General features: G+C 60.3%; 25 protein-coding genes and 2 pseudogenes. 12 read left to right on the forward strand and 15 right to left on the reverse strand.

Annotation, left to right across the window (positions count from 1 at the left end):
• Positions 1–232: 232 nt before the first annotated feature.
• The 6 genes from IVB18_RS18895 (at position 233) to IVB18_RS18920 (ending at position 3,693) form a co-directional block, all read left to right on the forward strand.
• Positions 233–466, forward strand: coding sequence for a hypothetical protein (locus tag IVB18_RS18895; RefSeq protein ID WP_247990513.1), 234 nt, complete (start codon positions 233–235; stop codon positions 464–466).
• A 10-nt stretch (positions 467–476) separates the two neighbouring features.
• Positions 477–977 carry a TadE/TadG family type IV pilus assembly protein gene (locus IVB18_RS18900; protein ID WP_247990514.1) on the forward strand — a complete coding sequence of 167 codons (501 nt, stop codon included), beginning with the start codon at positions 477–479 and terminating at the stop codon, positions 975–977.
• Positions 974–1,351 (forward strand): TadE/TadG family type IV pilus assembly protein, encoded by a 378-nt coding sequence (locus tag IVB18_RS18905; RefSeq protein ID WP_247990515.1) that lies wholly within the window; start codon positions 974–976, stop codon positions 1,349–1,351. The genes IVB18_RS18900 and IVB18_RS18905 overlap by 4 nt, the downstream gene beginning before the upstream one ends.
• A gap of 360 nt (positions 1,352–1,711) precedes the next feature.
• On the forward strand, positions 1,712–2,365 hold the full coding sequence (locus IVB18_RS18910; protein WP_247990516.1) for a transposase: 654 nt from the start codon (positions 1,712–1,714) through the stop codon (positions 2,363–2,365).
• The gene (locus IVB18_RS18915) at positions 2,335–2,778 is read left to right on the forward strand and encodes a hypothetical protein (RefSeq protein WP_247990517.1); all 444 of its coding nucleotides are present in this window, start codon (positions 2,335–2,337) and stop codon (positions 2,776–2,778) included. Before IVB18_RS18910 ends, IVB18_RS18915 begins: the two co-directional genes overlap by 31 nt.
• 84 nt (positions 2,779–2,862) lie before the next feature.
• Positions 2,863–3,693: a DUF1194 domain-containing protein gene (locus IVB18_RS18920; protein WP_247991670.1), complete on the forward strand. Its 831-nt coding sequence runs from the start codon at positions 2,863–2,865 to the stop codon at positions 3,691–3,693.
• Between the two features lie 10 nt (positions 3,694–3,703).
• On the opposite strand, the pseudogene IVB18_RS18925 reads toward IVB18_RS18920, so the two are convergent.
• The 5 genes and pseudogenes from IVB18_RS18925 to IVB18_RS18950 all read right to left on the reverse strand — a co-directional run.
• Positions 3,704–4,774: pseudogene (locus IVB18_RS18925) on the reverse strand (nitrate/sulfonate/bicarbonate ABC transporter ATP-binding protein); the annotation flags it as partial.
• Between the two features lie 340 nt (positions 4,775–5,114).
• Positions 5,115–5,306 carry a hypothetical protein gene (locus tag IVB18_RS18935; RefSeq protein WP_247990518.1) on the reverse strand — a complete coding sequence of 64 codons (192 nt, stop codon included), beginning with the start codon at positions 5,304–5,306 and terminating at the stop codon, positions 5,115–5,117.
• A 227-nt stretch (positions 5,307–5,533) separates the two neighbouring features.
• Positions 5,534–5,707 (reverse strand): hypothetical protein, encoded by a 174-nt coding sequence (locus IVB18_RS18940; protein WP_247990519.1) that lies wholly within the window; start codon positions 5,705–5,707, stop codon positions 5,534–5,536.
• Positions 5,708–6,408: 701 nt separating this feature from the next.
• Positions 6,409–7,254, reverse strand: coding sequence for a c-type cytochrome (locus tag IVB18_RS18945; RefSeq protein ID WP_247990520.1), 846 nt, complete (start codon positions 7,252–7,254; stop codon positions 6,409–6,411).
• A gap of 218 nt (positions 7,255–7,472) precedes the next feature.
• On the reverse strand, positions 7,473–8,054 hold the full coding sequence (locus tag IVB18_RS18950; RefSeq protein ID WP_247990521.1) for a methyltransferase domain-containing protein: 582 nt from the start codon (positions 8,052–8,054) through the stop codon (positions 7,473–7,475).
• 1,133 nt (positions 8,055–9,187) lie between these two features.
• On the opposite strand from IVB18_RS18950, the pseudogene IVB18_RS51485 reads away from it, so the two are divergent.
• A pseudogene (locus IVB18_RS51485) lies at positions 9,188–9,852 on the forward strand (phytochelatin synthase family protein).
• A gap of 100 nt (positions 9,853–9,952) precedes the next feature.
• Positions 9,953–11,074, forward strand: a complete 1,122-nt coding sequence (locus tag IVB18_RS18960) for a hypothetical protein (protein ID WP_247990522.1) — start codon at positions 9,953–9,955, stop codon at positions 11,072–11,074.
• Between the two features lie 185 nt (positions 11,075–11,259).
• Here the strand turns inward: IVB18_RS18960 and IVB18_RS18965 are convergent, their stop codons facing one another.
• Both IVB18_RS18965 and IVB18_RS18970 read right to left on the reverse strand, forming a co-directional pair.
• The gene (locus IVB18_RS18965) at positions 11,260–11,700 is read right to left on the reverse strand and encodes a nuclear transport factor 2 family protein (protein ID WP_247990523.1); all 441 of its coding nucleotides are present in this window, start codon (positions 11,698–11,700) and stop codon (positions 11,260–11,262) included.
• A 372-nt stretch (positions 11,701–12,072) separates the two neighbouring features.
• Positions 12,073–12,516, reverse strand: coding sequence for a DNA ligase (locus tag IVB18_RS18970; RefSeq protein WP_247990524.1), 444 nt, complete (start codon positions 12,514–12,516; stop codon positions 12,073–12,075).
• 217 nt (positions 12,517–12,733) lie between these two features.
• Between IVB18_RS18970 and IVB18_RS18975 the strand changes: the two genes are divergently transcribed.
• Complete coding sequence (locus tag IVB18_RS18975; RefSeq protein ID WP_247990525.1) at positions 12,734–12,958, forward strand: hypothetical protein; 225 nt, start codon at positions 12,734–12,736, stop codon at positions 12,956–12,958.
• Between the two features lie 483 nt (positions 12,959–13,441).
• On the opposite strand, the gene IVB18_RS18985 is transcribed toward IVB18_RS18975, so the two are convergent.
• On the reverse strand, positions 13,442–13,699 hold the full coding sequence (locus IVB18_RS18985) for a hypothetical protein (protein WP_247990527.1): 258 nt from the start codon (positions 13,697–13,699) through the stop codon (positions 13,442–13,444).
• 683 nt (positions 13,700–14,382) lie between these two features.
• Between IVB18_RS18985 and IVB18_RS18990 the strand changes: the two genes are divergently transcribed.
• Entirely contained in the window at positions 14,383–14,835 is a 453-nt protein-coding gene (locus IVB18_RS18990) for a cupin domain-containing protein (protein WP_247990528.1), read from the forward strand.
• A 442-nt stretch (positions 14,836–15,277) separates the two neighbouring features.
• Here IVB18_RS18990 and IVB18_RS18995 read toward each other — a convergent pair whose 3' ends face one another.
• The 5 genes from IVB18_RS18995 to IVB18_RS19010 form a co-directional block, all read right to left on the reverse strand.
• Positions 15,278–16,495: an IS91 family transposase gene (locus IVB18_RS18995; RefSeq protein WP_247990350.1), complete on the reverse strand. Its 1,218-nt coding sequence runs from the start codon at positions 16,493–16,495 to the stop codon at positions 15,278–15,280.
• A 12-nt stretch (positions 16,496–16,507) separates the two neighbouring features.
• A complete protein-coding gene (locus IVB18_RS51630) occupies positions 16,508–16,636 on the reverse strand; it encodes a hypothetical protein (protein ID WP_256476955.1) in 129 nt (42 codons plus the stop codon).
• Between the two features lie 46 nt (positions 16,637–16,682).
• Complete coding sequence (locus IVB18_RS19000; RefSeq protein WP_247986026.1) at positions 16,683–18,740, reverse strand: recombinase family protein; 2,058 nt, start codon at positions 18,738–18,740, stop codon at positions 16,683–16,685.
• Complete coding sequence (locus IVB18_RS19005) at positions 18,721–18,903, reverse strand: hypothetical protein (RefSeq protein ID WP_247531465.1); 183 nt, start codon at positions 18,901–18,903, stop codon at positions 18,721–18,723. The genes IVB18_RS19000 and IVB18_RS19005 overlap by 20 nt, the downstream gene beginning before the upstream one ends.
• Positions 18,904–19,175: 272 nt before the next feature.
• Positions 19,176–19,772, reverse strand: a complete 597-nt coding sequence (locus IVB18_RS19010; protein ID WP_247990529.1) for a tyrosine-type recombinase/integrase — start codon at positions 19,770–19,772, stop codon at positions 19,176–19,178.
• Between the two features lie 830 nt (positions 19,773–20,602).
• On the opposite strand from IVB18_RS19010, the gene ltrA reads away from it, so the two are divergent.
• The gene (gene ltrA, locus IVB18_RS19015) at positions 20,603–21,976 is read left to right on the forward strand and encodes a group II intron reverse transcriptase/maturase (RefSeq protein ID WP_247983828.1); all 1,374 of its coding nucleotides are present in this window, start codon (positions 20,603–20,605) and stop codon (positions 21,974–21,976) included.
• A 113-nt stretch (positions 21,977–22,089) separates the two neighbouring features.
• Here the strand turns inward: ltrA and IVB18_RS19020 are convergent, their stop codons facing one another.
• Both IVB18_RS19020 and IVB18_RS19025 read right to left on the reverse strand, forming a co-directional pair.
• Positions 22,090–22,467 (reverse strand): hypothetical protein, encoded by a 378-nt coding sequence (locus tag IVB18_RS19020; protein WP_247990530.1) that lies wholly within the window; start codon positions 22,465–22,467, stop codon positions 22,090–22,092.
• 115 nt (positions 22,468–22,582) lie between these two features.
• On the reverse strand, positions 22,583–22,792 hold the full coding sequence (locus tag IVB18_RS19025; protein ID WP_063707793.1) for a hypothetical protein: 210 nt from the start codon (positions 22,790–22,792) through the stop codon (positions 22,583–22,585).
• Between the two features lie 182 nt (positions 22,793–22,974).
• Here IVB18_RS19025 and IVB18_RS19030 point away from each other — a divergent pair, with 182 nt between their 5' ends.
• On the forward strand, positions 22,975–23,397 hold the full coding sequence (locus tag IVB18_RS19030; RefSeq protein ID WP_247990531.1) for a hypothetical protein: 423 nt from the start codon (positions 22,975–22,977) through the stop codon (positions 23,395–23,397).
• The last annotated feature ends 151 nt before the right edge of the window (positions 23,398–23,548 follow it).

Consider the following 23,548-nt stretch of genomic DNA (forward strand, 5'->3'; position numbering starts at 1 on the left):
CATCAGCGAGAAAGGACTTTTTCAACACGATCGGCCAAAGTCTGGACTCACGTACGGTAGGAAGAGGCTATTCGATCTCCTCGTCGCGCAATAGGCGTCTGCAGAATTGTCAGCCCAAGCGCCTTCGCGGTCTTGAGATTGACGACGAGCTCGAAGGTATTAGGTGCTCCACCGGCCGGTGTCGCCCCTTTAAGGATCCACCAAGGGCATCGTCATCTATGGCGACCGAAAAATGCCCGCAGGAACTGCCTTCAATCTGACCGGTGGTGGCACGCAAAATTTTGGCGGCGCCATCTACCTGCCAAAGGCCAATCTGAGCTTCAGCGGCGGTAATGGGACGAGCACCTCCTGCACCAAGATCATCGCGGATACCTTGACATTCACTGGCACATCGAACGTTCAGGTTAACTGCTCTGCGCTCGGCACCGCCACGATCGGCGGCCAAACCGCGCAGCTCATCGAATGAGGTTGGCCTCTTGAAACAAACTCTATCACTCAAAAACCAAGTCCGATGGTTTGGCAAAGTACGGGATCTCGTTCATGTCGCTGTCGCCGATAAAAGCGGCGCAGCTGCAATCGAGTTCGCATTCATGATCCCGCTGCTATCCCTGATGGTGGTCTCAGTAAGCGATATTGGGCTTGCCGTATATCGCAAAATGCAAGTGGAGGATGCGGCGCAAGCGGGAGCTCAATACGCCATTGTGCACGGCTTTGATATGAGCGGCATTTCGAGCGCGGTAACGAGCGCTACGAATTCCACAGCCATCACTGCGTCACCGAGCCCTGTTCAGTTTTGCGGTTGCCCCACGAGCACGGGAGTTAGCTCAGTTAGTTGCGGGACGGTTTGCACGGGCGGTGCGCAGGCCGGCACGTATGCGACGGTCTCGGCGCAGGCGACGTACTATACCCTGATCAACTATCAGATTGTCGGTGCCACCTACACCTACAACGCTCAATCCACCGCGAGGCTGCAGTGAAAGTCACAGCGCTATGGCGAGACGATCGCGGAGCGTCGGCGCTCGAATTCGCGATGACCGCTCCGGTCTTTTTTCTTTTCGTATTTGGGATCATCGAGTTCGGACTGCTGTTTTGGACCCAGCTCGGTCTGCAACACGGGACCGAAATGGCGGCACGCTGCGCCAGCGTCAATCCGAAGCTCTGCCCAGGCAGCAACGAAATCACGAGCTATGCTGCCCAGCAGGCATTCGGCCTGGATCTCCCAGCGCAAACGTTCACCTACTCCACGCCGACGTGTGGCAGTCTGGTCAGCGCAAGTTATGCATTTCAGTTTCCGCAAGTGCTCAATCTCTCGCCACTGACTCTGACTGCACAGGCGTGCTTTCCGAGCTAAACACTGTCCTTTGCGGCTAAGTGCGTACTGACGTCCCGTGGAGAAGCAAGCTAACCGTGTCTGATCATACTCTTGTCCCCGGTCCCCGGTGCCGCGCATGGCTCGTATGGCTTTGGCGGAGTCACCAGCACATTAGGGCCACGCTACCGCCGAGACCCTTTTCTGCTGCTGGCAACTGTGGTCACCGTGAGATTTTTTATCTCTCCGCTGAGAATATTGACGTGCCAAAGCGCCATTGGCCTGCCGGGAGTGATGACCGACTAGCACTACTTTGGCAGATTTGTCGGTCTGGTGAGACAATCAGGATTCCCGAATCGATTTTTCAATGATTCATGGAGGGCGGCTTTTGGAGGGCCGACCATGGCGAACGCGACGTCGGATTGGGAAGACCAGCTCGAGCGTTGGCTGAAGCCATTCCGGGATCGCTTGGGTCATAAGGCCCGGCGGCGGATGTGTCCGCGTTACATTGCGGGGCTGATCGGCCCTGGTGAGCGCAAGAGCATTCAACCGATGGCGGAGCGCTTTGCCGCGGGCGATTACGATCAGCTGCACCATTTCATCGCCGATGGCGTCTGGGATGCGACACTGCTGGAGACAGAGCTGCTCAAGGAGGCCGACCGGCTCGTCGGCGGCGATGATGCGGTGCTGGCTATCGACGACACCGCGGTGCCGAACGCGCACGGTGAAGTGCCGGTGATGATCGAATACCGAACGCCACGATCCAAGCCAGAGATCGCTTTGGCGGAGATTGATCGTGCGATGGCAGCTGGCGTGCGCTTCGGCTGTGTGCTGGCGGACGCGGGCTACGGCCTCAGTGCGCCGTTTCGACAAGGGCTCACGGCACGCGGGCTTACCTGGGCCGTTGGCGTCCCCCGTCATCTCAAGGTGTACCCATTCGGCGTCAAGCTGATCTGGCCAGTTGCAATGCGGGCCGCCCCCGCAAGCGATACATTCCGGACATTCTGTCGAGGGCAGCCGAAGACATGGTCGCCGATTCAAAGTGGCAAACTGTAAGCTGGCGAAACGGGACCAAGGGTCGATTGAAAGCCCGTTTTGCCGCGGTTTGGGCGCGGATTGCCGATGGGCCGCCCCAGCGGATCAAGGATAAGGGCCAGCAGCATCTTCCCGGCGAGGAGGCTTGGCTGATGGGCGAGCACCGGACGTCGGGGGAAAAGAAATACTATCTCGCCAACCTGCCCGCCGCGACAGATCTGCGCACGTTAGCTGCCATCATCAAGGCACGATGGATTTGCGAACAGGCCCATCAGCAGTTGAAAGAGGAACTCGGGCTTGATCACTTTGAAGGGCGATCCTGGCAAGGTCTGCCCAGTCTCCGAGACACGCCGCCCTGGTATGGTGAGCCCTGCCATGCCTCTCCCGAACGGCCACCCTCATGTGTCCGGCGAAAGCCTATCCCGGGAACGTGAATTGACGAGATACGCCTTTCCGCTTTCGGCGACAGCCGCTGCATGTCAACATTGCACTTGTGACGCGGAGGTCCACACATGCAGATTCGGTGGGGCGTCTCCATTGGATCGTTTTTCGTTGCGGGGTTACTCGCGGGGAGCAGCATCGCCGGTGTCGGCGGACGGCAGGAGTCCACAGACAAACAGACGACGCCAACGGTCGACGTCGAACTGGTCATCGCGGTCGATGTCTCCTACTCGATGGATCTCGACGAACTGGCAATCCAGCGGGAGGGTTATGCCCAGGCCATCGTATCGAAGGAGTTCCTCCAGGCGCTGAGGGGCGGTCCGAACGGTAAGATTTCGATCACGTATTTCGAGTGGTCGGCGTCCAGTGATCAGAAGCTGATTATTCCTTGGCGGATGATCGACGGTCCCGAGACGGCCGATGCCGTCGCCAACGAAATCATGCGGACGCCCGTCCGGCGAGGGTCGCGCACATCGATCTCCGGCGCCATCTTGTACGCGATGCCCCTCTTCGACGAGAACCCGAACCGAGGTTTCCGGCGCGTGATCGACATTTCAGGCGACGGTCCCAACAACAACGGCCCGCCGATCACGCCCGCCCGCGACGAAGCACTCGGAAAGGGCATCGTCATCAACGGCCTGCCGATCATGGTGAAGGAGCCATCCTATTCCTCGATGGATATCGAGAATCTCGACTGGTACTACGAAGACTGCGTCGTAGGAGGGCCAGGTTCCTTCGTCGTGACGATCACGGATCGCGACAAATTCAAGGAAGCGATCCGCACGAAACTCCTGCTCGAGGTGGCAGGCAGGACGCCGGGACGTCGGTTGGTGCCGGTCGCGGAGAAGGAGCCGCGCGTAAGCTGCACGATCGGCGAGAAGATCTGGCAGGATCGCTGGGGTCGCTAGGATTGGAGGCTCAGCCCGGATTTTCGAGGCTGAACGTCTCGGACTGTTCGTCATAGGCGAATAGCTCGCCATAGCGGGCCCAAGACACGATCGTCTTGATCGTATCATCTGCATTCTCCTCGGACATGTAGTCCTCGAGCTCATTGCGGAAACGCGCCGCAGGCGCCGTGTGCGAGGGGCGCTCGTCGAGCACGCGGCGGATCAGCCCCATCACCGGCACGTAAGTGACGAGATGCTCGGCGAACAGCTTCTTGCGCGCGTCGGTCTCAAGATGGGCAAAGCGCTTGCCCGCCTCGGTGAGCATCAGGTCGCCATCGCTGAGCTGGGCAAATCGCAGCAGCTGCAGCGACTCGCCAAGATGGAGGATCTCGTCTGCCTCGAACTGGAGCTGGCTCGCAAGAACCGGCAGGTCGGCATGCCCATGATAGGGCGGCGCGGCAAGCGTCTCGATCATGCCCGACAGCACGTTGGACGAGACATGATGCAGCGTCATGCCGATGCCGGTGCCGGGGATGCCCTCGATCGATGGCGCCCTCGGCTCGGCGCGCTGGGTCATGCGGGCATAGATATTGTCGACGAGCTGCCGGAAATAGGGATCGAGCCGGTTGCGCGGATGCGACAGCTCGACCTTGATCTCGGCGGCGACGCGGCCCGGATTGGACGAGAACACCAAGATGCGGTCGCACATCAAGACCGCCTCCTCGATATTGTGCGTCACCATCAGCACCGACTTGATCGGTAGCCGGCCCTCGATCCAGAGATCGATCAGGTCGGTGCGCAAGGTCTCTGCCGTGAGCACATCGAGCGCAGAGAACGGCTCGTCCATCAGCAGCAGGTCGGGATGCACGACCAGCGCACGGGCAAAGCCGACGCGCTGGCGCATTCCGCCCGACAATTCCTTGGGGAAGGCGGATTCGAAGCCGTCGAGGCCGATCAGATCGATCGCCGCCAGCGCGCGCTTGCGCCGTTCGGCGGCATCGATCCCGAGCGCTTCAAGCCCCAGCTCGACGTTCTGAAGCACCGTCAGCCAGGGAAACAGCGCGAACGACTGGAACACCATGGCGACGCCGTTCGGCGGACCGATATGGCAAAACTCCCATTGCCCGGCTCGCGCACAGGCTGGAGGGGGTTCTTGTAGATCCGTTTGAGCGCGGCGAGATCGGTCCTGAGCTGTTTCACGCCGCCTGTCGGATGGGTCTAGAGGGGCTGGTGTCCAAACATCGCGACCGGCCCTATCAGGGCGGCAGGTCTCACAATTGGATCAAGGTAAAGAACCGCAGCCCCCCTGCGAGCACCGGACTGCTCGTGCGACTTTCGTCATCGCGTTATCGACCGTGTCGCCCAACAAGCCGACGTTGGCCGGCACCGAGATTGGTCATCCAACACTGCGATTGGGCATACCGCCGATGGTAGCCGAGCGGTCATTTAGGCCCGACCATAATCGGTGACGGCTCGCCCGCGCTCAAGTTCAATTCCATTGCGGCTTGCTCTTCGGACAGTCGCTTTTCGAGGTATTGCCGTTCAATCTCACTTAGCTTCGTTTTGAGCAGGCGCCGATACCGATCAATGTTGTTTCTATGGGTCCGTAAACGAGCAATTCTTTCTTCGGTCATCGTCCATCTCCCGACGGGCGCGTTGCAATCACTTCCTCAAAAATAAAGAGGTGGCCCCACTATGAACTGGCGATAAATTCGGTCGCCGCAATCATTTGTCTCGATTGCAAGGTTAGTAGTGATGTCTATCAAATCAAGCCCAAACGTGGCGCAAAGGGGGTAGGGACGTATGGAGGGACTGATAGCACTGGGCATTGGAGCTGGAGCGGTCCCGTTCATTGGGCCACTTACGGCTCGTGCGTGTCCGCTATCTCTCGCGCAGCCAAACTAAGCTCCAGCTCTCTGAGGTGCTCGATCAGCCGCTCTACAATCTGCTCGTAGTCAGATGGCGTCAGTGAATGCACGCCGCGTAACGTCAGTTGGTTCTGGAGGATCGTCGCCATCATGGCTTTAACGCTCACGGGGAGCTCGACTGAACATCAGGTCGTCATCAAATTCAATCTGGAGTAGATGCTAAAGATAGCGGACGCACAACGTCCGTAAGATTACGGACAACGCGAGGTGGGAAAACTTTCGCGCCGCACAAACGGGATGATGTGTCGCGTGCGCGCTTTTTAGTCTGTCGAGCTGGTCCGCGGGCAGGGAGGCGCGGCGCTACTTCTTCAACAGTATCCCCATCGTTCGCGCCATTCGCCTTACTGATCCGGCGTGACGGCCCAGCTCGGCTGCTATCTTCGATACGCCAGCTCCTACCCGGGCCAGCTTGAACAATTGCTGGACTTCGCGCTCGGCCCATTGCTTTGGCTTCGGTGTTTTCATGGTGCGGCGCTCACAACCCGCCGACCACTTAAACCAGTGCGCCTGATTGCCAACACTTGGGAAATTTACGGGTGGTGCCTTTCCACAATCACGAAGGTAACTTCCGACGCTGACGAACCACCACGAGGTTCAACCGGTGGCGGCGGCTGTAGCTGCTCGCGAGATGGCCGTGCGCGCGTCCTGATCTGTTGTGCGGTTTGGATCGGATCGGCGTAGGGATAGTTGGCGCGTGGGTGTGGATAGGTCCGCTATTAAGGGTAGATCGGACCCGCCGTATGCGAGCGCCGGACCGCCGCTTTTGACCCATCTGCGACATTCGACAATTCGAAAGAATGATCATGAACTATTCGATCGGCGGAATGGTGCGGACCCAGGCGACGATAGCGTCGAGATCCTGCTCAGTCATCCTGCTGAAATAGCGTTGCCGGGCCATCGGCAGCTTGAGCACGCGGCCGTCGCGGCTGATGCCCTCGGTCAGCGCGCGCTTGAGCTCGCCGTCCGTCCACGCGCCCACACCCCTCTCTTTGTGGGAGGAGATGTTGGCGACGACAACGGAGCCGAAGGGGCCCTTCATCTCGTGACCGCCCTTGCCCCACCAGTTCTTAAAGTCTTGAGTGCCATCGGGTTTGCGGGAGTGGCATTCCATGCAATGCGCGAGGGTGGCGAGATAGAAGCCGCGCTTGACTTGATCTTGAGGGACCGCGTCACCGATTGATGTTTCGGCGCCTGGCAGTGGCACGGGATACGCCGCGGCTTTATAGACCGACGGCGGCATCTCGTTGCTTACCGGCTTGACGGTCTTCAGGTAGGCCGCGATCGCATCGAGATCGCTTGGCGTCAGAATCCTGTAGAAGCCGTAGGGCATCTGCGGCGCAACCGACACGCCGTTCGGTCGCACACCGCTGATCAGCAGTCGCTTGATATCGTCCTCGCTCCAGGCTCCAATGCCTGTGTCGCAGTCGGGCGTGATGTTTGACCCGTGGACAGTGTAGGCCGGTCCGTCCCAGACAATAGATCCGCCGGAAAACCGCCGCTCCATGATGAGACCGCCGGGCCCGCGCGGCGTATGGCAGCCATCGCAGGCCATGACCGCGTTGACAAGGTAGCTGCCGCGCTCGATCGGTGTCTCGGCGGCGGCTCTCGTTGCGGCGGCACACAAAACGGCGAGTACAGCGAAAAAGTAAATCATCGCTCCGGCCCCCCGCGCTTCTAATAAGCGTACTCGCTTTCATACTGCAGCCGGGCGGCTTCGCCATATGTGAATTGGTTCACGTCCGGACAAATGTTTTTGGTCGCCTGTTGGCCCGAATCCGAAGCTTGACGCGGCGCTGAGAAGGTCGGCTTGTCGGGGTAGGCCAGAAGTCACCGGCCCTTGAGCGGGCCGACGCTTTTGACCCATAGCGGGCCTCAGTGAAGCGAAGCCGTCACCACGAAAGATTGCTGCGGGAATGTCAGCTCGCCGTTCGCCAGCATAGCGGGATCGAGGCGAGCCGCCGCGTCATCGGCGACGGCGGCAATCATGCGTTCACGCCCAGGACCATCCTCGCTCTTTAAAAGCGCAGCCATCGGGGTCGCCGTGAGCTGGAAGCGGACGTAATCCAGCGCTGAAGGAAAGCTAATTTGCTTGGATACAGTCGCAACATTGACGTCCTCAAAGCCAGCCTGCCGCACCCAGTCGCCGAGGTCTTCGGCAGCGCAGGAAAGATGCTCGGAGCGTTTCGTCCGTGAGGACTGAGGTCCGAGAAAACTGTCGAGTGCCTGCACGAAAGCATGCGCGGCGGGCGTTTGCTCAATGGCGCTGTAGACGCTGAGCCCGACGCGACCTCGCGGCTTGAGGACCCGGGCCATCTCTCTGAGAGCCAGCGGTCGATCAGGGAAAAACTGCAGTCCGAGTTGGCAGAGCACGACATCGAAACTATGCGCCTCGAATGGCAAGTCCAACGCACTCCCTTCGATCCACTCGACCTTGGTCGATTTCGTCCGAGCCACAGGTCTATGCCAACCAACCTCCCGACGTGCCCCCGTTCATCCAATAGCCGCACCACGACGCCGGTTCCGCAGGCGACATCGAGTACGCTTTCCCCCTTTGTCGGTCTGGTACGGTCAAGCAGATCCTTGGCCCAAATCGACGTGATGGCGGGGACGAGATAGCGCTCATAGAGCTCAGGGGCGCTGGCATCCATCTGCCAATGTTCACGCGCTGCCATGACAACTTCCGAAAATGCCCAGGGTGAAAACGCCAGAAAAGCAATGCCAGAAAAGGAATGAGAAAGTTATACCTGTGCTGGCCGATATGACCAACCGGCACAAGGTCTCCGAAAACTCTGCTTGTGGCCGATATTGTTGCAAAAGTCTTTTTGGGGTGGCGAACGAAAATTCTTAGGGCCGCTGATGCGATTTGTGCGCGGCGATGTGAGGGGACCATATCGTTTCATCCAAAATCGATCACGGACCTCCGTAGTGGCGCTGAAAAGCGGCGCAGCAGCAGAGAGGTCTCAAGATCGACTTTGGCGAGATTTTTGGGGTCGCTCGATTTTCGACATTTGCAACAATATCGGCCCTTTACCGACATTCGAACTGCATCGCGCGAGCCATGTGGTGGCAAGCGTTTCAAAAAAATGCAGTGGTACTGTCCCTTTGACCCCCAAATTCATGATGATAGTGTCGTAACCGCGGTCTGTCCGGGAGGACACAATGGGATGGTTTGACCGGCTGTTTGGAAGGACGTCGGCGCCTGCTACCCGACTCTTTGGGAGATTTAGGCGGAAATCACGGGCACCGACAGATCCTGATCTTCTGAAGATTGCCAAAGACCGAAAAAGGCATATTTCGCGAAGAGCCGTGAGAGATGAATATAATCGGCTGCTTTTGGAGAAGTACGCGCACGACAAGTCCTGATTTTAATTCCATCCGGTGGTCCCACTACGTGCCAGCGAAGCTCTTCATCTCGGCGGCTTCTTTCTCGTCTCGCTTATTGGCCGTCAGCGGGACAGGCTGACTGCCGCCATCGAGAGCAGCCGTTGCCGTCCACGGGACGCTCACATGAAATCTCCCTCCCGCCAGTTAGCTTGAAAATATAATCCTGCCGGCCAATGTCGTCATTGCCGCTAAGGTTCTGAGCCATGAAGCGATGGCGCTACGTCAGTATCAGCAGCATGGTTATCGCCGTGGGTCTGGTGTGTGCCGGGGCCCTGGTGGTCGGTCGATCGCACGTGCCGTCAGACGCCATAGCGTCATCGGTAACGCGTACTCCGGAGCTTATGGAGCGTGCGTGGCAACTGCCCGCGGCAGCTACATTCCAAAGGCACGTTGACTGGCAGTCAAATGGCTCTCGCTGCGGACCTGCAGCTGTTGCGAATGCCTACCGCTCGCTTGGCGAGGCGGCAAGGACGGAGGGCGAGGTGTTGGCCGGTACATGGAGCTGCTGGACAGGCGTATGCATCATGGGTCTCACGATCGACGAGCTTGCCAAAGTCGCCCAGGACCAACACGAGCCGGAAAGTCACGGTCTTACGCGATCTCAGCGAGAACCAGTTTCTGGAGCATCTGCGTCGCTCCAACGATCCGGGCCGACGCTTCATCGTGAATTTCGATCGCGCTCAAATTTTTGGTGCTGGTAGCGGACATCATTCCCCAATTGGGGGCTATTTCGAAGCCGAGGACCTTCGTTTTCGTGCTCGACGTCAATTTCAACTTCCAGCCATGGCTGGTCGAGCGGAAGCGGCTGTTCGACGCTGTAAATACGTTCGACGGCGATAAGAAGCGGGGGCTGCTGTTCATAGAGTAATATGCCACTGCATGTCGCCTATTGTGAAGGGTTTCGGATGCCGGCCCCATGACGGTGGGGCCGCGCGCACGGGGCCGGCGTCCGAAAGCCTCCAAGGGAGATGCTATGGGGCGGCGACGAGGATATTGCATCCATTGTTGCTGATGAACCGATGGAGCGCCCCATGCAGAAGTTGAACGATCTGAGCCGATCCCCGAGCCCCCTCGACCCGAATGGCACGCTGATCGCCGTTATCGAACTGAGCCTGTCGAGCTGGCTCGTCGCCGGCATCGTGCCTGGCGTCGAGCGCCAGCCATTGAAGAAGCTCGCGGTCGACGAGAGCGCATTGCTGAAGTTGCTGCATCGATGGCGAGAGGAAGCGGCGAAGGCCGGGCATCGGATCAAACGCATCGCCGAGGAAGGCAATGCGCAACCTGCGACTTCTCTCGGCGGGTCGGAGGCCGCTGCCGGCGTCGGAGGCACGACCGACAACGGCGGCGGCCTCGATGTGGAGATCGAGGAGTACGGCGAACTGCTTGCGGCGATCGGGCGCTCGGCGGAGGACGATAAAAGAATCAGCGTCCACGAAAGCGGTCATGCTCTCGCCGCTCGGCTGCTCGGGAAGCCGCTCGGCGGAGCGACCATCGCCCCCGATCCGAACGGCAACTATGGCGGCCTTGTTTGGGGGCCGCGCCACCGTGTTGCGTATGGAAAGCATGATGATCGGGATGATGTGCCGGAGCTTTGCGATACGTTGCGCGATCTGATGCCGCAAGACGGCGAACCGCGCGATGCTGCCGCCGATGTCTACCTGCACGTGTTGAACCGTTGCATCGAACTTGTCGCGGCCTCGGTCGCCGAGCGCATGCTGCTTGACGGCGAACCTGTGCCTTCCGTCAGTGACATCGAACATACGATCAAGTACGCGTCGATGATTTGTCGGTCGGCAGAAGCGGTCGAGCGGTTTATCCGCCTCTGCGAGACCATGGCCGATGATCTGTTGCGGCCTCACAGGGATGTTCTCGGTGCACTTGCGGCCGCGTTGCGCATTCGTCGCACGCTGGACGGTACCGAGATCGACAAGATCATCTGGGACTTTGAGGCGCACAAGGCGTTGGCGGCTGAACACCGGCGGCGCGCAGACTGGCGCAAGGCCGAGGTGGAGGCCGAGCGCTTCCGGGCGCAATGTGTTCATATCGCTGCCGCAGCCTTGTCATCGTCTGTACCAGATCGGATGCCGTGATCGGCGACATTTCGATCGGATGGCGCGGCGGAGGTACCCGGCCTGATGATCTTGAAGGGCCCCGACGTGCAATGCGTCGGGGCTATTGTCGTGCCCAGGGCCATCAAGCTCCAACTGAGACTTGCAGCGCGACGACTGATCGCTGGCCTACTTGCCATCCTTGGGGCTTTGATCAGACGACCAACTCAATTGAAGGTATGAAACCTCAGCTTTAACGAACCATCCGCTTGGCGTTCAAAGACGTGCATGGCAAGTCCACTAAAGGGAGCCGGTTTGCCGTCCTTGTCCTTGCCCGTAGCGCTCCACTTGGCTGTGCCGACGACGACCTTGTCGTTTCCGCCCGCGTCGATAACCTCCAGCTTGTGGCCAGTCACACCATTCGCGAAAAACCCGGCAAAGAACTTTTCGATCTCCGCTGGGCCTGACGCGACTTCGTGCGTCGGCGGCAGCACCTTGGCGGTCGGGACATAGTTGGCAGCGACGGCCTTCGCGTCCTGTTTGTTGAATGCGGCATCAAAGGTGGCGTAGGCTTTCTCGACGTCGGTCTTGGCGTCTGCGCCGAGCGCTATCGCCGGAGCGGCGGTGAGCAGACAAAAGGCTAATGCTGATGCTTGAATAATGCGCATGGAAACCTCCTCTCTTGGGTTGGCGCATACAGTATCGAGGGATGCACCCTCAATTGCTGACTCCTCGGCCGGGTGCTTCCGGCGCCGAGGGATTATCGATTGGTGGCGTATGAATAATTGGTCATGTCAGGAAGCCTCTCGAACGGCCAGCCGGACACCGTAAGGCTGACGGAGATTTCACCAGCGGAGCGCGACCGCGCTCCCAACTTCCAGTTCAGCGAACTTAAGGCGAAACGTAAGTAACCCAAAAGCCTAAATGAGATTACAGTATTTATACGGGCCGTTGGTGCTGCAACGGATCATCTCTCCAGACACCGGGTTTCGAATTTGGAACAGCTGAAATCTCGCGGCGGCGCGAACATGCTCTCCCTGTCATAGCTCGCGCTCCATCGCCGGATGCAGCCGGTTCTTAGCCCATCCGGCACGCGGCGCGAAAGAGATCGGGGCTGATCTCGCCCCGTTCGAACGGATTGACGAAGACGCCCTCCGGCCGCCGCGCAAGCAGCCGTTCCAGATTGCCTTGCGAAGATAAATGTGCAGCTTCCGCAGATCGTCGCCACCTTCGGCGAGGATGTCGAAGGCGCAGAACTGCACTTGCTCATCATGCTTGCGCGAGTGCAGCGCGTTGAAGTCGGAGATGCCATCGACGCCAAGCACAACCGCTTCGCCATCGAGCACGAAGTGCTTCTGGCGGACCTTGCAGACGGCCTCGGCGATCCAGGGATAGCGGTTGGCCCAACTGTAGCCGCCGCGCGTGATCAGGCGGACGCGGTCGCCATCGCGCTCCAAACGGAGGCGATAACCATCATACTTCACTTCGTGGAGCCAGTCCGGGCCGCCGGGACCGTTGTGCCCCTAATCGGCAGGCAGAACTCAAAGGTGCGACGCATGGGGCGCAGATAAGCATCCGTCCACGAAATTCCATTGAGCGACCTTAGTCGCCACCCCGGTGGTGATGCTCATGCTCGTGTCCCCCGGAGCTTCGCCCGGCGGACCTCGCAATTGCGGTCGATGTCAGGGACGTTGAGAGTAGATGCTCCAACAGCACGAGTTTCCTCGTCATCACCTCCAGTTTGGCAAGCGCGTCGGCCGCATTCTTTCCTTCGCAAATCAGCGCCGCGACGAGCTCGACCTGCTCGGCGATCCTTTCCTTAAGCTGCTCGATGCCTGCGCTCCCGCTCAAAAGGTCCCCAAGATAAAGCCCGAGGTTCCCAGCCCAACATATGTTAAGGAACGGGCCCAGTGCGAAGCGCGCTAATCACTCCGCCAGCTTCCCTCTAGAATTGGAACTGCTCCGGAAAGGAATTATTGTTCCATCATCACCGGCCGATGGCATTCTTTGTAGGCGTCGGTGGCTGAGAGACCAATCGCGCTCCCGCCTGCATAAGGGGAAAGGAGCGCGACATGAAGCAACCTCCCCACGTTACAACCGCTGAAGAGCGATTTGCCGACGCGGCGACGCGATTGCGGGAACAAGCCGAGAAGCTACCGCCAGGGCATGAGCGAGATGTTATGCTCCGAAAGGCCAGTTTGGACGAAGCAGCCTCCCACATGTTCGAGTGGCTGAATTCGCCGGGTTTAAGACCGCCGACCTGAAACCGACGGCGCGAACGGGCGTTGGGCCATATGGATGACAAAGAGCTGCAAGCCCGCAGTGAACAGGCTCTCGTGGTCGTGACGTTCAGTACAGCAACGCTGATCGCGTGCGTCACCTTGTTAGTTTCTCAATTGTAAGGCCGCCTCAGTTGGCGGCCTCTTTCTTGATCAGCCGCACGTATGTCCCGCTCTCGTGCAGCTCAAGCCAGCCGCGCTCGACCGCCATCTTGATGCCGGCGCCGAACTCCGGGCCGCTGCCGCCGTGCTGGTACATGAAGGGCGCGTTGATCTTCTCGATATGGATGCGGCCGTTTTGTACGGGGTCGGTGGTAGCGGTGAGTTCGACGAGCTTGCTGGCGGCGGTTTCGGGGTCTGCGTAAGGACGTTTGTCGGCATACTTCATGGGACTGTGGATATGCTGAGTCGTCACCTTACACTAGGTGCAGCCTCGGACTTGTCCTGCCTGTTGGTGTTCATCGGGCGGCCGCCCTCTCTCCGCATCTCCGTGCGTCGTATTTCCGCGCCGTCCAATCGCTCTGTTGCCGCCACGCCTCAAAATCTGCCGGTTCGCTTGGATAGAAACACAACCCACGCCGCCGAGAACGCAGCGCGCGCGCTCTCGAAGCTGGCGGCCGTGCCGGACGTGCATTCGCCGGGACGTGATCCGGGATAGAAGCCGCACCGCCATTGCCATGGATCGCTCTCGGCCGGATTACCGCTGCGGATGCTGATGCTCCCGACGTGGGTATCGCCGTAGCAGATCGGCCAGCTTTTCTGACGAGCGTTACGGTCCCGACGGCCGGTAAAATGTGGCATGGCCCAATGAAAGCGCCGGGCGATGCCGCGGGATAATGCTAATGTATTGGGATCGGGTCAGCGCTGGACTGCTGGGCCTCGTGGGTGGGGAAAGGTCCGCTGTCAGCAGTGCACCGGACCTGTCTCGTGCGAGCGTGGGACGACCGCTGATGACCCAATTCGGACTTGGTTCGCGATGGCGATCCGAAAATGAATTTAAGCGCTTCAGTCTGAGTTTTTGCTGTATCCTATTGGGCCTTCGAGCTCCGCAACATTTGGGAGGAGGTTAGGATGAACAAGTCCTCTGTCGCCGCCACTTTGATCGCGTTGGCAAGTTCTGCGATGGCTCAAGATGCGATGAAGGTGGTCAAGCCCGATGGGCTGACGTGGATAGAGCATCCGGTCTTCAGGGGCGTGCAAACCGCCATCTTGATCGGTGACCCAGCAAAGGCCGAGACGATCGTCCAGCGGGTGAAATTCCCGCCGAATTATAAAGTTCCGCCGCACACTCATCCCTATGCCGAGGTCGTCACCGTGATGAGTGGCAGCTTTGGGAACGCCATGGGGGAAAAGTTTGATCCCTCGAAAGGCGAGATATTGAAGCCGGGCTCCGTCTTCGCGCTGCCGGCGAAGCACCCCCATTATGTTTGGACGACAAACGAAGAAACGATGGTCCAAATTGTATTCACCGGGCCGGGGGGCATCGTGTTCATCGATCCAGCCGACGATCCGCGCAAGAAGTAAAAACGAAGCGCCGAAGCATAAAAAGAGGCCGCCTCAATCGGCGGCCTCTTTCGTCATTCCGGCACAGGCGCGATGTCGGCTGTTGTGCAGGTTTTCGGATGCCGGCATGCCGAGACCATCCCCACGCTCGGACAGCCGGCGCCCGAAAAGCGGCAAGGCACGAAATCGCGGGATGTGGGGCACCGACTGTGCAGCGGGTGCTATGGGGATTTGGCTTCGGCGTGAGTGTTGCGGAAGTTGAGCTGATGGTGGCGATCGGATCGCTTTAGCTCGAATCTTGGGCGTGCGTGCTGGCGCGAGCGAGCGGATCGCAGGTTGCTCGACAGGATTTGCGGCGCGATCACGGGCCAGTCTTGCTGATCGGCGCAAGTGGATGTGCTGCCGGGCGAGAGCCGGCCAAAATGGTGCGCTTCGGTGCGGTGCTGGATCAGCGATGACAGCATCATGAGGTGTCGATCCTGATCGCGGCCGGCGTGGGCGTGGGTCGGTGCTTTGGCTCGCTGCCGCGCGCGAAGGTCTCGATGACGAACATGCGTCCGCCGCAGCAGGGGCACGGTCGTGGCAGCATGCGGGGTTCGTCGGCCGCTGGGGCCTCTGAGGCATTTTGCTGTTCGGAGCGGATCGGCACGGCGAGCAGTTCGCGCGCCCGCGCGATGTTGGCGGCGCGGCTGCCACTGGCCAGCAGTCCGTAGTGCCGGATGCGGTGGAAGCCCCCGGGCAGCACGTGCATCAGGAAGCGTCGGATGAACTCGCGGGTCGACAGCGTCATGGTCTGATAGCGGCCAGGCCCCTCGATCCGGTAATTCTTCCACCGGAAGGTGACGCCGGTGTGGTCGGCCGCGATCAGGCGGCGATTGGAGATGGCGACCCGGTGGGTGTAGCGCGACAGATAGGCGAGCACGGCCCTGGGGCCGCCGAATGGCCGCTTGGCATAGACCACCCCATCGATCTTGCGCAGCGGCGCCAGATACGCCTTGAAGGCTCTGATGTTATCGAGGCGGGCGTGGACGCCGAAAAACTTGAGACGTCCGGCCCGGTGGGCGGCGACGAGCTTGGCCAGGAACAATCCCCGGAACAGGCACGAGAGAACCTTCACGGGCAGGATAAAGTCTGTCCTGCACGGTACCCACCGCGTGCCATCAATGGAGATGCCGCCGCCCGGCACGATCATGTGGACATGGGGATGATGCGTCAGCGCCGAGCCCCAGGTGTGAAGCACCGAGGTGATGCCGATGCGGGCGCCGAGGTGCTTGGGATCGGCCGCGATGGTAGTCATGGTCTCGGCCGAGGTCGTGAACAGGATGTCGTAGATCACGGCCTTGTTCTGATAGGCGATGTCCGCGATGGCGGCCGGCAGCGTGAACACCACATGAAAGTACGGCACCGGCAACAGATCGGCCTCGCGCGCGGCGAGCCATTCCTTGGCAGCGGTGCCCTGACACTTCGGACAATGGCGATTACGACAGCTGTTGTAAGCGATGACCGTGTGCGGGCAATCTTCGCAGCGCGCCACATGGCCGCCGAGCGCCGCCGTGCGGCAGCGCTCGATGGCCGACATCACCTTCATCTGGTCGAGGCTGACGTGACCGACATTGGCACGACGCCACGCCGCTCCGTGGTCGCGGAAGATATCCGCGACCTCCAGCACCGGGCGAGACATGACCGCTGGCCGCTACGTCGGCGGCTGGTCTTTCCTGTTCTTCTTCGGCTTCTTGCAAGGCTGCGACAGCAGGTCGAGCGGGCTCTTGATGCCAGCGATCATGCCGGTGGCGACGCGGGCGTAGCGCGCCGTCGTGTCCAATTTGTCGTGCCCCAGTAGTCACGATTCATAATGCACCTCGGCTAACTCATTGAAAGTCAAGGACCCGCTGCGTGGTATTTTGTGTTAGCGGAGGCTTCCGACGCTTTCCCTTGGCGAAACCTGCCAAGTCCTCGGCCCTGATCACCCAAGGCGCGCCCGCGCAAGCTTGTCGGCCTTTGATGTCGCCGCGGCGGAGCATACGCAAGGCCGTCATGTTGCAGACGCCGATGAGTTTTGCTGCCGCTTCGAGCGTAATTTCGCCGCGCTCCGCCCACTCGCCGTCGCGGAAGACGGCGATGTCGTGGTGATTGCGGAAGCCGCACACGCGCTCTTGCGTCCAGGCATTGCCGTGCCCGGTCTCCACGCCAGCGCGATTGAGCAGGCGCGCGATCTGCCGATCGGGCATCAGCCGCGCCAGCTCACGCACGAGTGCGATCGTGTCGTCGGGGATGCGTGGATTGTGCCGGCCGGCCGCATTCAGTCGCTGTTTGACTTGCAGTTGGGTATGATCGCCGCCTTGCCAGTGCAGGACCGCATGGATGATTGCGCCGTCCCTGCGCACGACGATCTCCGTGAGTGCCGCGCGAAGGATACGCTTGCGCGTTGCGGCGGTTGCAGCGGGATGCAACCAGGCGCGCTCCAGATCAGCACCGAGCGCCACCAATTGCTGGCGCTCCGGCTCACCGAACGGCGGCGGACGGCGCGCAATCAGGGCGGCGATCTCTCCTTCAAGCTTTGCGACAGCCTGCAATGCCTCGTTCCAGCGGCGCTCCAGCTCGCCGGCGACCAGCCGGTTTGCCGGGTCGACGGCGTCGTACTGTCGGCGCGCGTGCGCGGCTTCGTAGCGCGCCTGCTGCAGCGACAGCTCCAGCTGGCGCTCGGCCGCGGTCGTCGTGCTCGATTGCGCCTTGATCGCTTTGAGTGCTGCCTCGGCGCCGAGCGGCTTCAGCACGCGCAGGACCTCGTTACTGATCGCTGCGTCGATGCTCAAGCCGCTGATCGAAATGCAGCGCGCGGCACCGTGGTTCGTACGCGCACCGTAGCAATTGTAGCGGCCGATCTTGCCGCTGTAGTGCACATGGAGCTTGCGGCCGCAGTGGCCGCATCGCAGCAGTCCGGGCAGCAGCAACTCGCCTTTACGAGCTGCTCCGCGAGCGAGTGCGCTGCTCATGCCGGTCGCATTGTTGGCGATCACCTCGAGGTTGTGCTCGAACTCGTCCCAGGTGATGTAGGCCGCGTGGTGATCCTTGATCAAGACATCCCATTCCGCCATGGGCTTTTGCACACCACGCCGGACATGCTTGCGTCCACCTTTGACACTCACACGGCTCGTCGTGCGCCCGAACGCGTAGGCACCTGCATAGATCGGATTGGTCAGGATGTTGTGCACGATGTTGTAGGCCGGCAGTCGCCACACGACGCCGTGCGCCTCTCCTTGGCGCGACTTGACCGGCAGCTCGATGCCCTCCTCTCTCAGCCAGATGTGCACCTGTCTAGCACTTTGCAGCTCGGCGAACTTGGTGAAGACCAGCTGCAGGGCGTCCTGCACGCGTTTGTCCGGATTCTTCTCTATGCGATCGCGACCGATCTTCACATAGCCGGCGGCGACACCGAGGACCAGCGCGCCGCGGCGCGCCTTCTGCTTCAGCGCTTCCTGCGAGCGGTGGCGGAACATCGAGAGTTCAAGCTCGCTCATCGTGCCCTTCATGCCAAGCAGCAGCCGATCGTTGGGATGGCGAGGATCGTAGATTCCGTCCTCGTCGACGATGAGCGTGCCGACCAATCCACAGAACTCGATCAGCGTATGCCAGTCGCGGCCATTACGGGCAAGACGCGACGCCTCGATCGCGAGCACAGCGCCGACACGGCCGTCGCAGATCGTTGCAAGCAGCCGCTCGAAGCCGGGACGCGCGATGCCGCCGCCGGACCGGCCGAGGTCGTCGTCGATGACTTCGACGTTGCTCCAGCCAAGCTGCTTGGCGCGATCGACGAGGCCGTATTGGCGCCGTCGGCTCTCATGATTATGCGCGAGCTGGTCTGCTGTCGATTGCCGGATGTAGACGCAGGCGTTGCGGGCGAGATGCTCAGTCGTGATTTTGGTCATCGCCGCTCCCCCCGCTTGCCGCCTTTGCCAGCGCCGCCGCGATCTCGCGCAGCAGCACCTCGATGACCATCGCGAGCTCGCTCTTTTGAGCTGCACGCAGTTCGACGCACGGTCGCTCGGCCTCGAACAGGCTTGGCTGGAAATTCTCGGATCGCTGCGTCATTCTCTAGTCGCTCCGTTTTTGATTCGGACGCCAGAAAGCCTAGAAGCGCATCGACCTCGTTGCGTAGGGAGCGAAGAACATTCAGGGGAAAATGCGGCTCAACGCTGATCTCGAATCGGGACGCAGCCTCGTCAGTCATCCACGCCGGAAGGCAGGCAAAGGTGCCGTCAAGTTGGTGAACAACGAGAAACGCGGCGCCACCTCGCTCAAGCCGCCGCCTGACACCTACCGTCTCCCCGAAGCGAGGATGAAATCGGTAAGTGATGCGTGCTTCAGCCTGTTGTTCGCGGGCAGTATGTCGCCCTTCCGAGCAGCGCCTGGATGACGCGAATATCGGTGCCACGTTCAAGGAGATGGGTGGCAAAGGAGTGTCGAAGCGCATGGAGCGTTACGCCCTTGCGGATTCCGGCCGCATCGGCCGCCTCATGGAACAGGCGGTTGAGTTGGCGGGTTGTCACCGGCTTACCGGGCTTGCGGCCGGGAAACAGCCAGCGTTCCGCCACGGGCGTTGTGGAATCGTAACTCGGCGGGCGCGTCTTCCACCATTGGCGCAGCAGGTCGAGCGTGTCGGGCGACAGCATGACATTGCGGTCCTTGCGGCTCTTGGACTGCTCGACCCGAATGATCCTCTGCGCGCTATCGATGTGCTTGACCTTCAGCCTGACCACCTCGCCGGCGCGCAGGCCGCAGCCATAGCCGAGACTGAGCAGCACGCGCACCTTGAGGCTACTCGCGACCGCGAGCAGGCGCCGGGTCTCGTCCTGGCTCATCACCAGCGGAATCTTCTGCGGCTCACGGAGGTGATAAATCTCGGCCGCAAGATCCAGTCGCCGCAACGTCACGCGAAACAAGAACCGCAACCCGGTCATGATGCGGTTGCGATTGCAGATGCTCGCGCCCGTCTCGGCAAAGATGCAGTTGAAACCGGCGGATATCCTCCGCCGTGGCCGTGTCCGGGGACTGCTTGAGAAACCTAGCAAACCGCTTGCAGCTGTGAATATGACCCCTCTGCGTCCCCGCGCAGAGCTTGCGTGCATTCATGTCCTCGATCATGCGCTGGCGCAACGGGCTGACCGTAACCGTACTCATGGGCAACTCCTGTCTTGGATGAGGTTGACGACACCCTCGATCTTCAAGACAGGCCGACCGGCCGGCTACCGATGATCTCTCATAGGTTCCCGCACCCTCGGCTAAGCCCCCCGCTTCAGCGGGCTATCGCGCAGCGATTTAGTGGTGTGCTGGGCATGTTCAGTAACTTGGAGGTGAAAGTCCTCTACCCAACCTGATGGAGGTGAAGGGTTAGTGACAACGCAAGGGCTATCGCCGCGAGGCGAGGTCTGAAGGAAGCGTAGAGCAAACGTGCGAGTCGATGGACAAGAACCGGATACAAGGCGCGAGCGTCGGACGAGCGGGCCACTTACCGCGAAGTCCATATCCATCAAGGATGCGAAGCGTAGATCCGGCGACCTGTGCACGGAAAGTAACTGAACTTACCCCAGGAGATCTGCTCTGTGTCGCTTCGGCGACTGAGAATGCCGCGAGGCATCCTGACCGCGGGGCAGAAGTCAGCAGAGGGCGTATTAGGTCATGTCGTCGGCAAGGCTAGTGAGGCACTCCGTCGCCGAAAGGTGGAGGCAACAGATAGGCTGAGCCGGGAACGATGGCTGAAGGCCCGAACGAGAGGAGAGGCAAGTAGGACATGAATCTCGAGAGCGACAAGCGGCTGAACATCCAGTTGAGACTGGACTTCTCATCGGCGCCGACGGGTGAAGCCCGGCAGGCGGGAGGGGGAGACATCGAATCGCTCTCGGTGGCGAATGAGCCCGAACGCCCAGCCGACACGCGTCGGATCATGGAGGAGGTATGTGAGCGAAAGAACCTGAAGGAAGCATTGCGGCAAGTGAGGAGCAACAAGGGCAGCGCCGGCGTCGATGGGATGACCGTTGATAAACTCGGTGACTACCTGAAGCAGCACTGGCCGGTCATTCGGGAGCAATTGCTGAACAGGACCTACGAACCGAAACCGGTGAGACGGGTGGAAATCCCGAAGCCGGATGGCGGAGGGATGCGAAAGCTTGGCATCCCAACCGTGCTGGACCGCTTTGTCCAGCAAGCGGTGATGCAGGTTCTGCAGCGGCAATGGAATCCGACGTTCTCCCAATACAGCTATGGGTTCCGACCGCGTCGGTCGGCTCATCACGCCGTGGCTCAAGCGCAGCAGTACATCGCGCAAGGCTACGGATGGGTGATCGATCTCGATTTGGAAAAGTTCTTTGATCGAGTCAATCACGACAAACTGATGGGCCAGATCGCCAAGCGCGTCGGGGACAAGCGGCTGTTGAAGCTCATCCGGGCATTCCTGAATGCCGGGGTGATGGAGAACGGACTGGTCAGCCCCAGCGTGGAAGGAACTCCGCAAGGAGGACCGCTTTCGCCACTGCTAAGTAACCTCGTACTCGACGAACTCGACCGCGAACTGGAGCACCGGGGACACCGCTTTGTCCGTTATGCGGACGACTGCAACATCTACGTTCGCAGCGAACGCGCGGGTCAGCGGGTGATGGAGAGCACACAAAAGCTCAAGCTCAAGGTGAATGAGGCGAAGAGTGCGGTGGCACGACCGCAGGAACGAAAGTTCCTCGGGTTCAGCTTCACGGCTGGTCCATGCATCAAGCGCACGATCGCGCCGAAATCGCTGGAACGGTTCAAGCAGCGAATCCGAGATACTACGCGAAGGGCCAAGGGCGTCAGCATCAAGACGACAATGGAGGAACTGGCCAAGTATATGCGGGGCTGGCGTGGCTATTTCGGCTTCTGCGAAACGCCCGAGGTGTTGATCGCCCTCACTCGTTGGGTCCGCTTGCGATTGCGGGCCGCTCTTTGGCGCCAATGGAAAACACCAGGACGTCGTCGAGCAGCACTCATCGCGCTGGGAGTCTCGGGGGAATTGCGCAACATGGCCGGTAGCGGCCGTGGACCCTGGCACCTCGCCCGGAGCAAAGCCCTCTCTGTTGGACTCTCCAATGCCCACTTCAAATCGCTCGGGTTCCTGTCCTTGATCGAAGCGCGTTAGCGTAACTTCTCGAACCGCCGTATACGGACCCGTACGTACGGTGGTGTGGGAGGGGTGGAGCCGCAAGGCTCCCCCCTATCCCGATCTCTGGCCCATCTGCGACATGGGCAGGTTCAGCCGACCAGCTGGCAGTGCCCGCCGATGACAGTACCGTCGCGTTTATGCGCCTTAAGCGTGCCGTCGACGCGTTTGATGAAACCTTGCCAGACAGCGGTCGGGTCGAACAGATGTTGCCAAATGTTGCCGAGCGTAAGCGCCGTCTCAAAGAACAAGTGCGTATCCGTGACGTGGACGGCCAAATTGCTTCCGAATGTCCGAGAGTGCATCGTCCCCTCGTCCAGATTAACGGTGACCTGTTCCCCGTTTATGTAGACCGAGTTGCGCTCGCCGCCCGTAAGGCCCCGCGCCCAGCATTTCAGATCGATCGTCTCGGCATGTGCAGCCGCTGCAGCTAGCAGCGCTACGACGATGATTGTTGCTTTCAGCTTCACAGTTATCTTGTCGCTTTGTGACGGCCCTGCCGGGGGTTCGGACACGGCAGGACATTCGATGACTTTGCCGAAATTTCGGTGTCGCCTTCGAAGGATGTGCAGAGGACTCAATCGTTCAGAGATGAGCACGCGGCAATAGCCATCCCATGATCTTCTGATACGGATCGCGACGACTGCGGACGAATGCGTTCTCGTTCTGCTGAGCGGCGGTCCTGGCGAATTCAGAAATCCCCTCCATAGACTGCCGTTTATCCTTCGGAAGCTTCGCCCATTGGCGAATGATCTTCCGGCGGGCTTCGCGTTGCTTTTCCCTTACGTCAGGCATCGGGACGCTCCTTGAAGAGGATTATTCCGGTCGACTAGTATTGTTTGGGCTCACTAGAACTTCAACGTCCAATCAAATACTCTTAGCCCCTCTGATCGTGCAGCGCTATACACGGGAGCTAGTCTCATATTGGCTTTGCAGGCCCACCGCCCTAGAATTGCGGCGATCGCAGGACGGGCGAAATGCAGTATGTTTGCGACGCGCCGAAGGGCAAGACCTGGTTCCGTATCGAGACGGAAGGTGAAGCGATGTATGAGTCGCGCCTGATGAACCACACAGTCGAGAAATATTTCCGCAACGAGCGGGAGAAGGCAGTCCAGTCCTGGCGTCCGGAGCGGCCCAACGCGATCGAGCGCGACATCGGCCTCGAGGCCCATGTACAGCGAGAGATGCCGGTTTTCCTCACGTTGCGCGACAGGGAGGGCAATGCACTGGCTACAGCGATGCTGCCACCGGGTGGCAAGGATCGCGGCAGGTTCCGGATCATCATCGTTGCCGCATCCAATGCCGATCCTTATCCTGAGCAGGACGCGGCCATCGCTGCGCTGGGAGCGCATTTCGGTCTCACACTCGATCGCCACCGCTGCTTCCCTTACGGCCGCTAAGAAGCCTGACAAGTATCGCGCTGGATTGGAGCGACGTCGGCTCATGTGCCCAAGGCGGGCATAGGGCCTGCGCCTCCGATGACCGCTTTCGAGCGTAAAGCGGAAATCCTTGTGGCTGGACCGTCAGCCTGGCGGTCCTATGAGTACGCGC

This window comes from Bradyrhizobium sp. 186 (assembly GCF_023101685.1).
GTDB lineage: Bacteria > Pseudomonadota > Alphaproteobacteria > Rhizobiales > Xanthobacteraceae > Bradyrhizobium.

What these genes read in the sequence shown, in the direction of transcription:
- IVB18_RS18960 (WP_247990522.1), top strand. Translation starts at nt 9,953, where the DNA reads ATGCTATGGGGCGGCGACGAGGATATTGCATCCATTGTTGCTGATGAA.
- IVB18_RS18975 (WP_247990525.1), top strand. Translation starts at nt 12,734, where the DNA reads ATGCTCCAACAGCACGAGTTTCCTCGTCATCACCTCCAGTTTGGCAAG.
- IVB18_RS19005 (WP_247531465.1), bottom strand. Translation starts at nt 18,903, where the DNA reads ATGACGCAGCGATCCGAGAATTTCCAGCCAAGCCTGTTCGAGGCCGAG.
- IVB18_RS18935 (WP_247990518.1), bottom strand. Translation starts at nt 5,306, where the DNA reads ATGACCGAAGAAAGAATTGCTCGTTTACGGACCCATAGAAACAACATT.
- IVB18_RS18990 (WP_247990528.1), top strand. Translation starts at nt 14,383, where the DNA reads ATGAACAAGTCCTCTGTCGCCGCCACTTTGATCGCGTTGGCAAGTTCT.
- IVB18_RS18995 (WP_247990350.1), bottom strand. Translation starts at nt 16,495, where the DNA reads ATGTCTCGCCCGGTGCTGGAGGTCGCGGATATCTTCCGCGACCACGGA.
- IVB18_RS18965 (WP_247990523.1), bottom strand. Translation starts at nt 11,700, where the DNA reads ATGCGCATTATTCAAGCATCAGCATTAGCCTTTTGTCTGCTCACCGCC.
- IVB18_RS18915 (WP_247990517.1), top strand. Translation starts at nt 2,335, where the DNA reads ATGGTCGCCGATTCAAAGTGGCAAACTGTAAGCTGGCGAAACGGGACC.
- IVB18_RS19030 (WP_247990531.1), top strand. Translation starts at nt 22,975, where the DNA reads ATGCAGTATGTTTGCGACGCGCCGAAGGGCAAGACCTGGTTCCGTATC.
- IVB18_RS18895 (WP_247990513.1), top strand. Translation starts at nt 233, where the DNA reads ATGCCCGCAGGAACTGCCTTCAATCTGACCGGTGGTGGCACGCAAAAT.
- IVB18_RS19010 (WP_247990529.1), bottom strand. Translation starts at nt 19,772, where the DNA reads ATGACCGGGTTGCGGTTCTTGTTTCGCGTGACGTTGCGGCGACTGGAT.
- IVB18_RS18945 (WP_247990520.1), bottom strand. Translation starts at nt 7,254, where the DNA reads ATGATTTACTTTTTCGCTGTACTCGCCGTTTTGTGTGCCGCCGCAACG.
- IVB18_RS18910 (WP_247990516.1), top strand. Translation starts at nt 1,712, where the DNA reads ATGGCGAACGCGACGTCGGATTGGGAAGACCAGCTCGAGCGTTGGCTG.
- ltrA (WP_247983828.1), top strand. Translation starts at nt 20,603, where the DNA reads ATGAATCTCGAGAGCGACAAGCGGCTGAACATCCAGTTGAGACTGGAC.
- IVB18_RS19025 (WP_063707793.1), bottom strand. Translation starts at nt 22,792, where the DNA reads ATGCCTGACGTAAGGGAAAAGCAACGCGAAGCCCGCCGGAAGATCATT.
- IVB18_RS18985 (WP_247990527.1), bottom strand. Translation starts at nt 13,699, where the DNA reads ATGAAGTATGCCGACAAACGTCCTTACGCAGACCCCGAAACCGCCGCC.
- IVB18_RS19000 (WP_247986026.1), bottom strand. Translation starts at nt 18,740, where the DNA reads ATGACCAAAATCACGACTGAGCATCTCGCCCGCAACGCCTGCGTCTAC.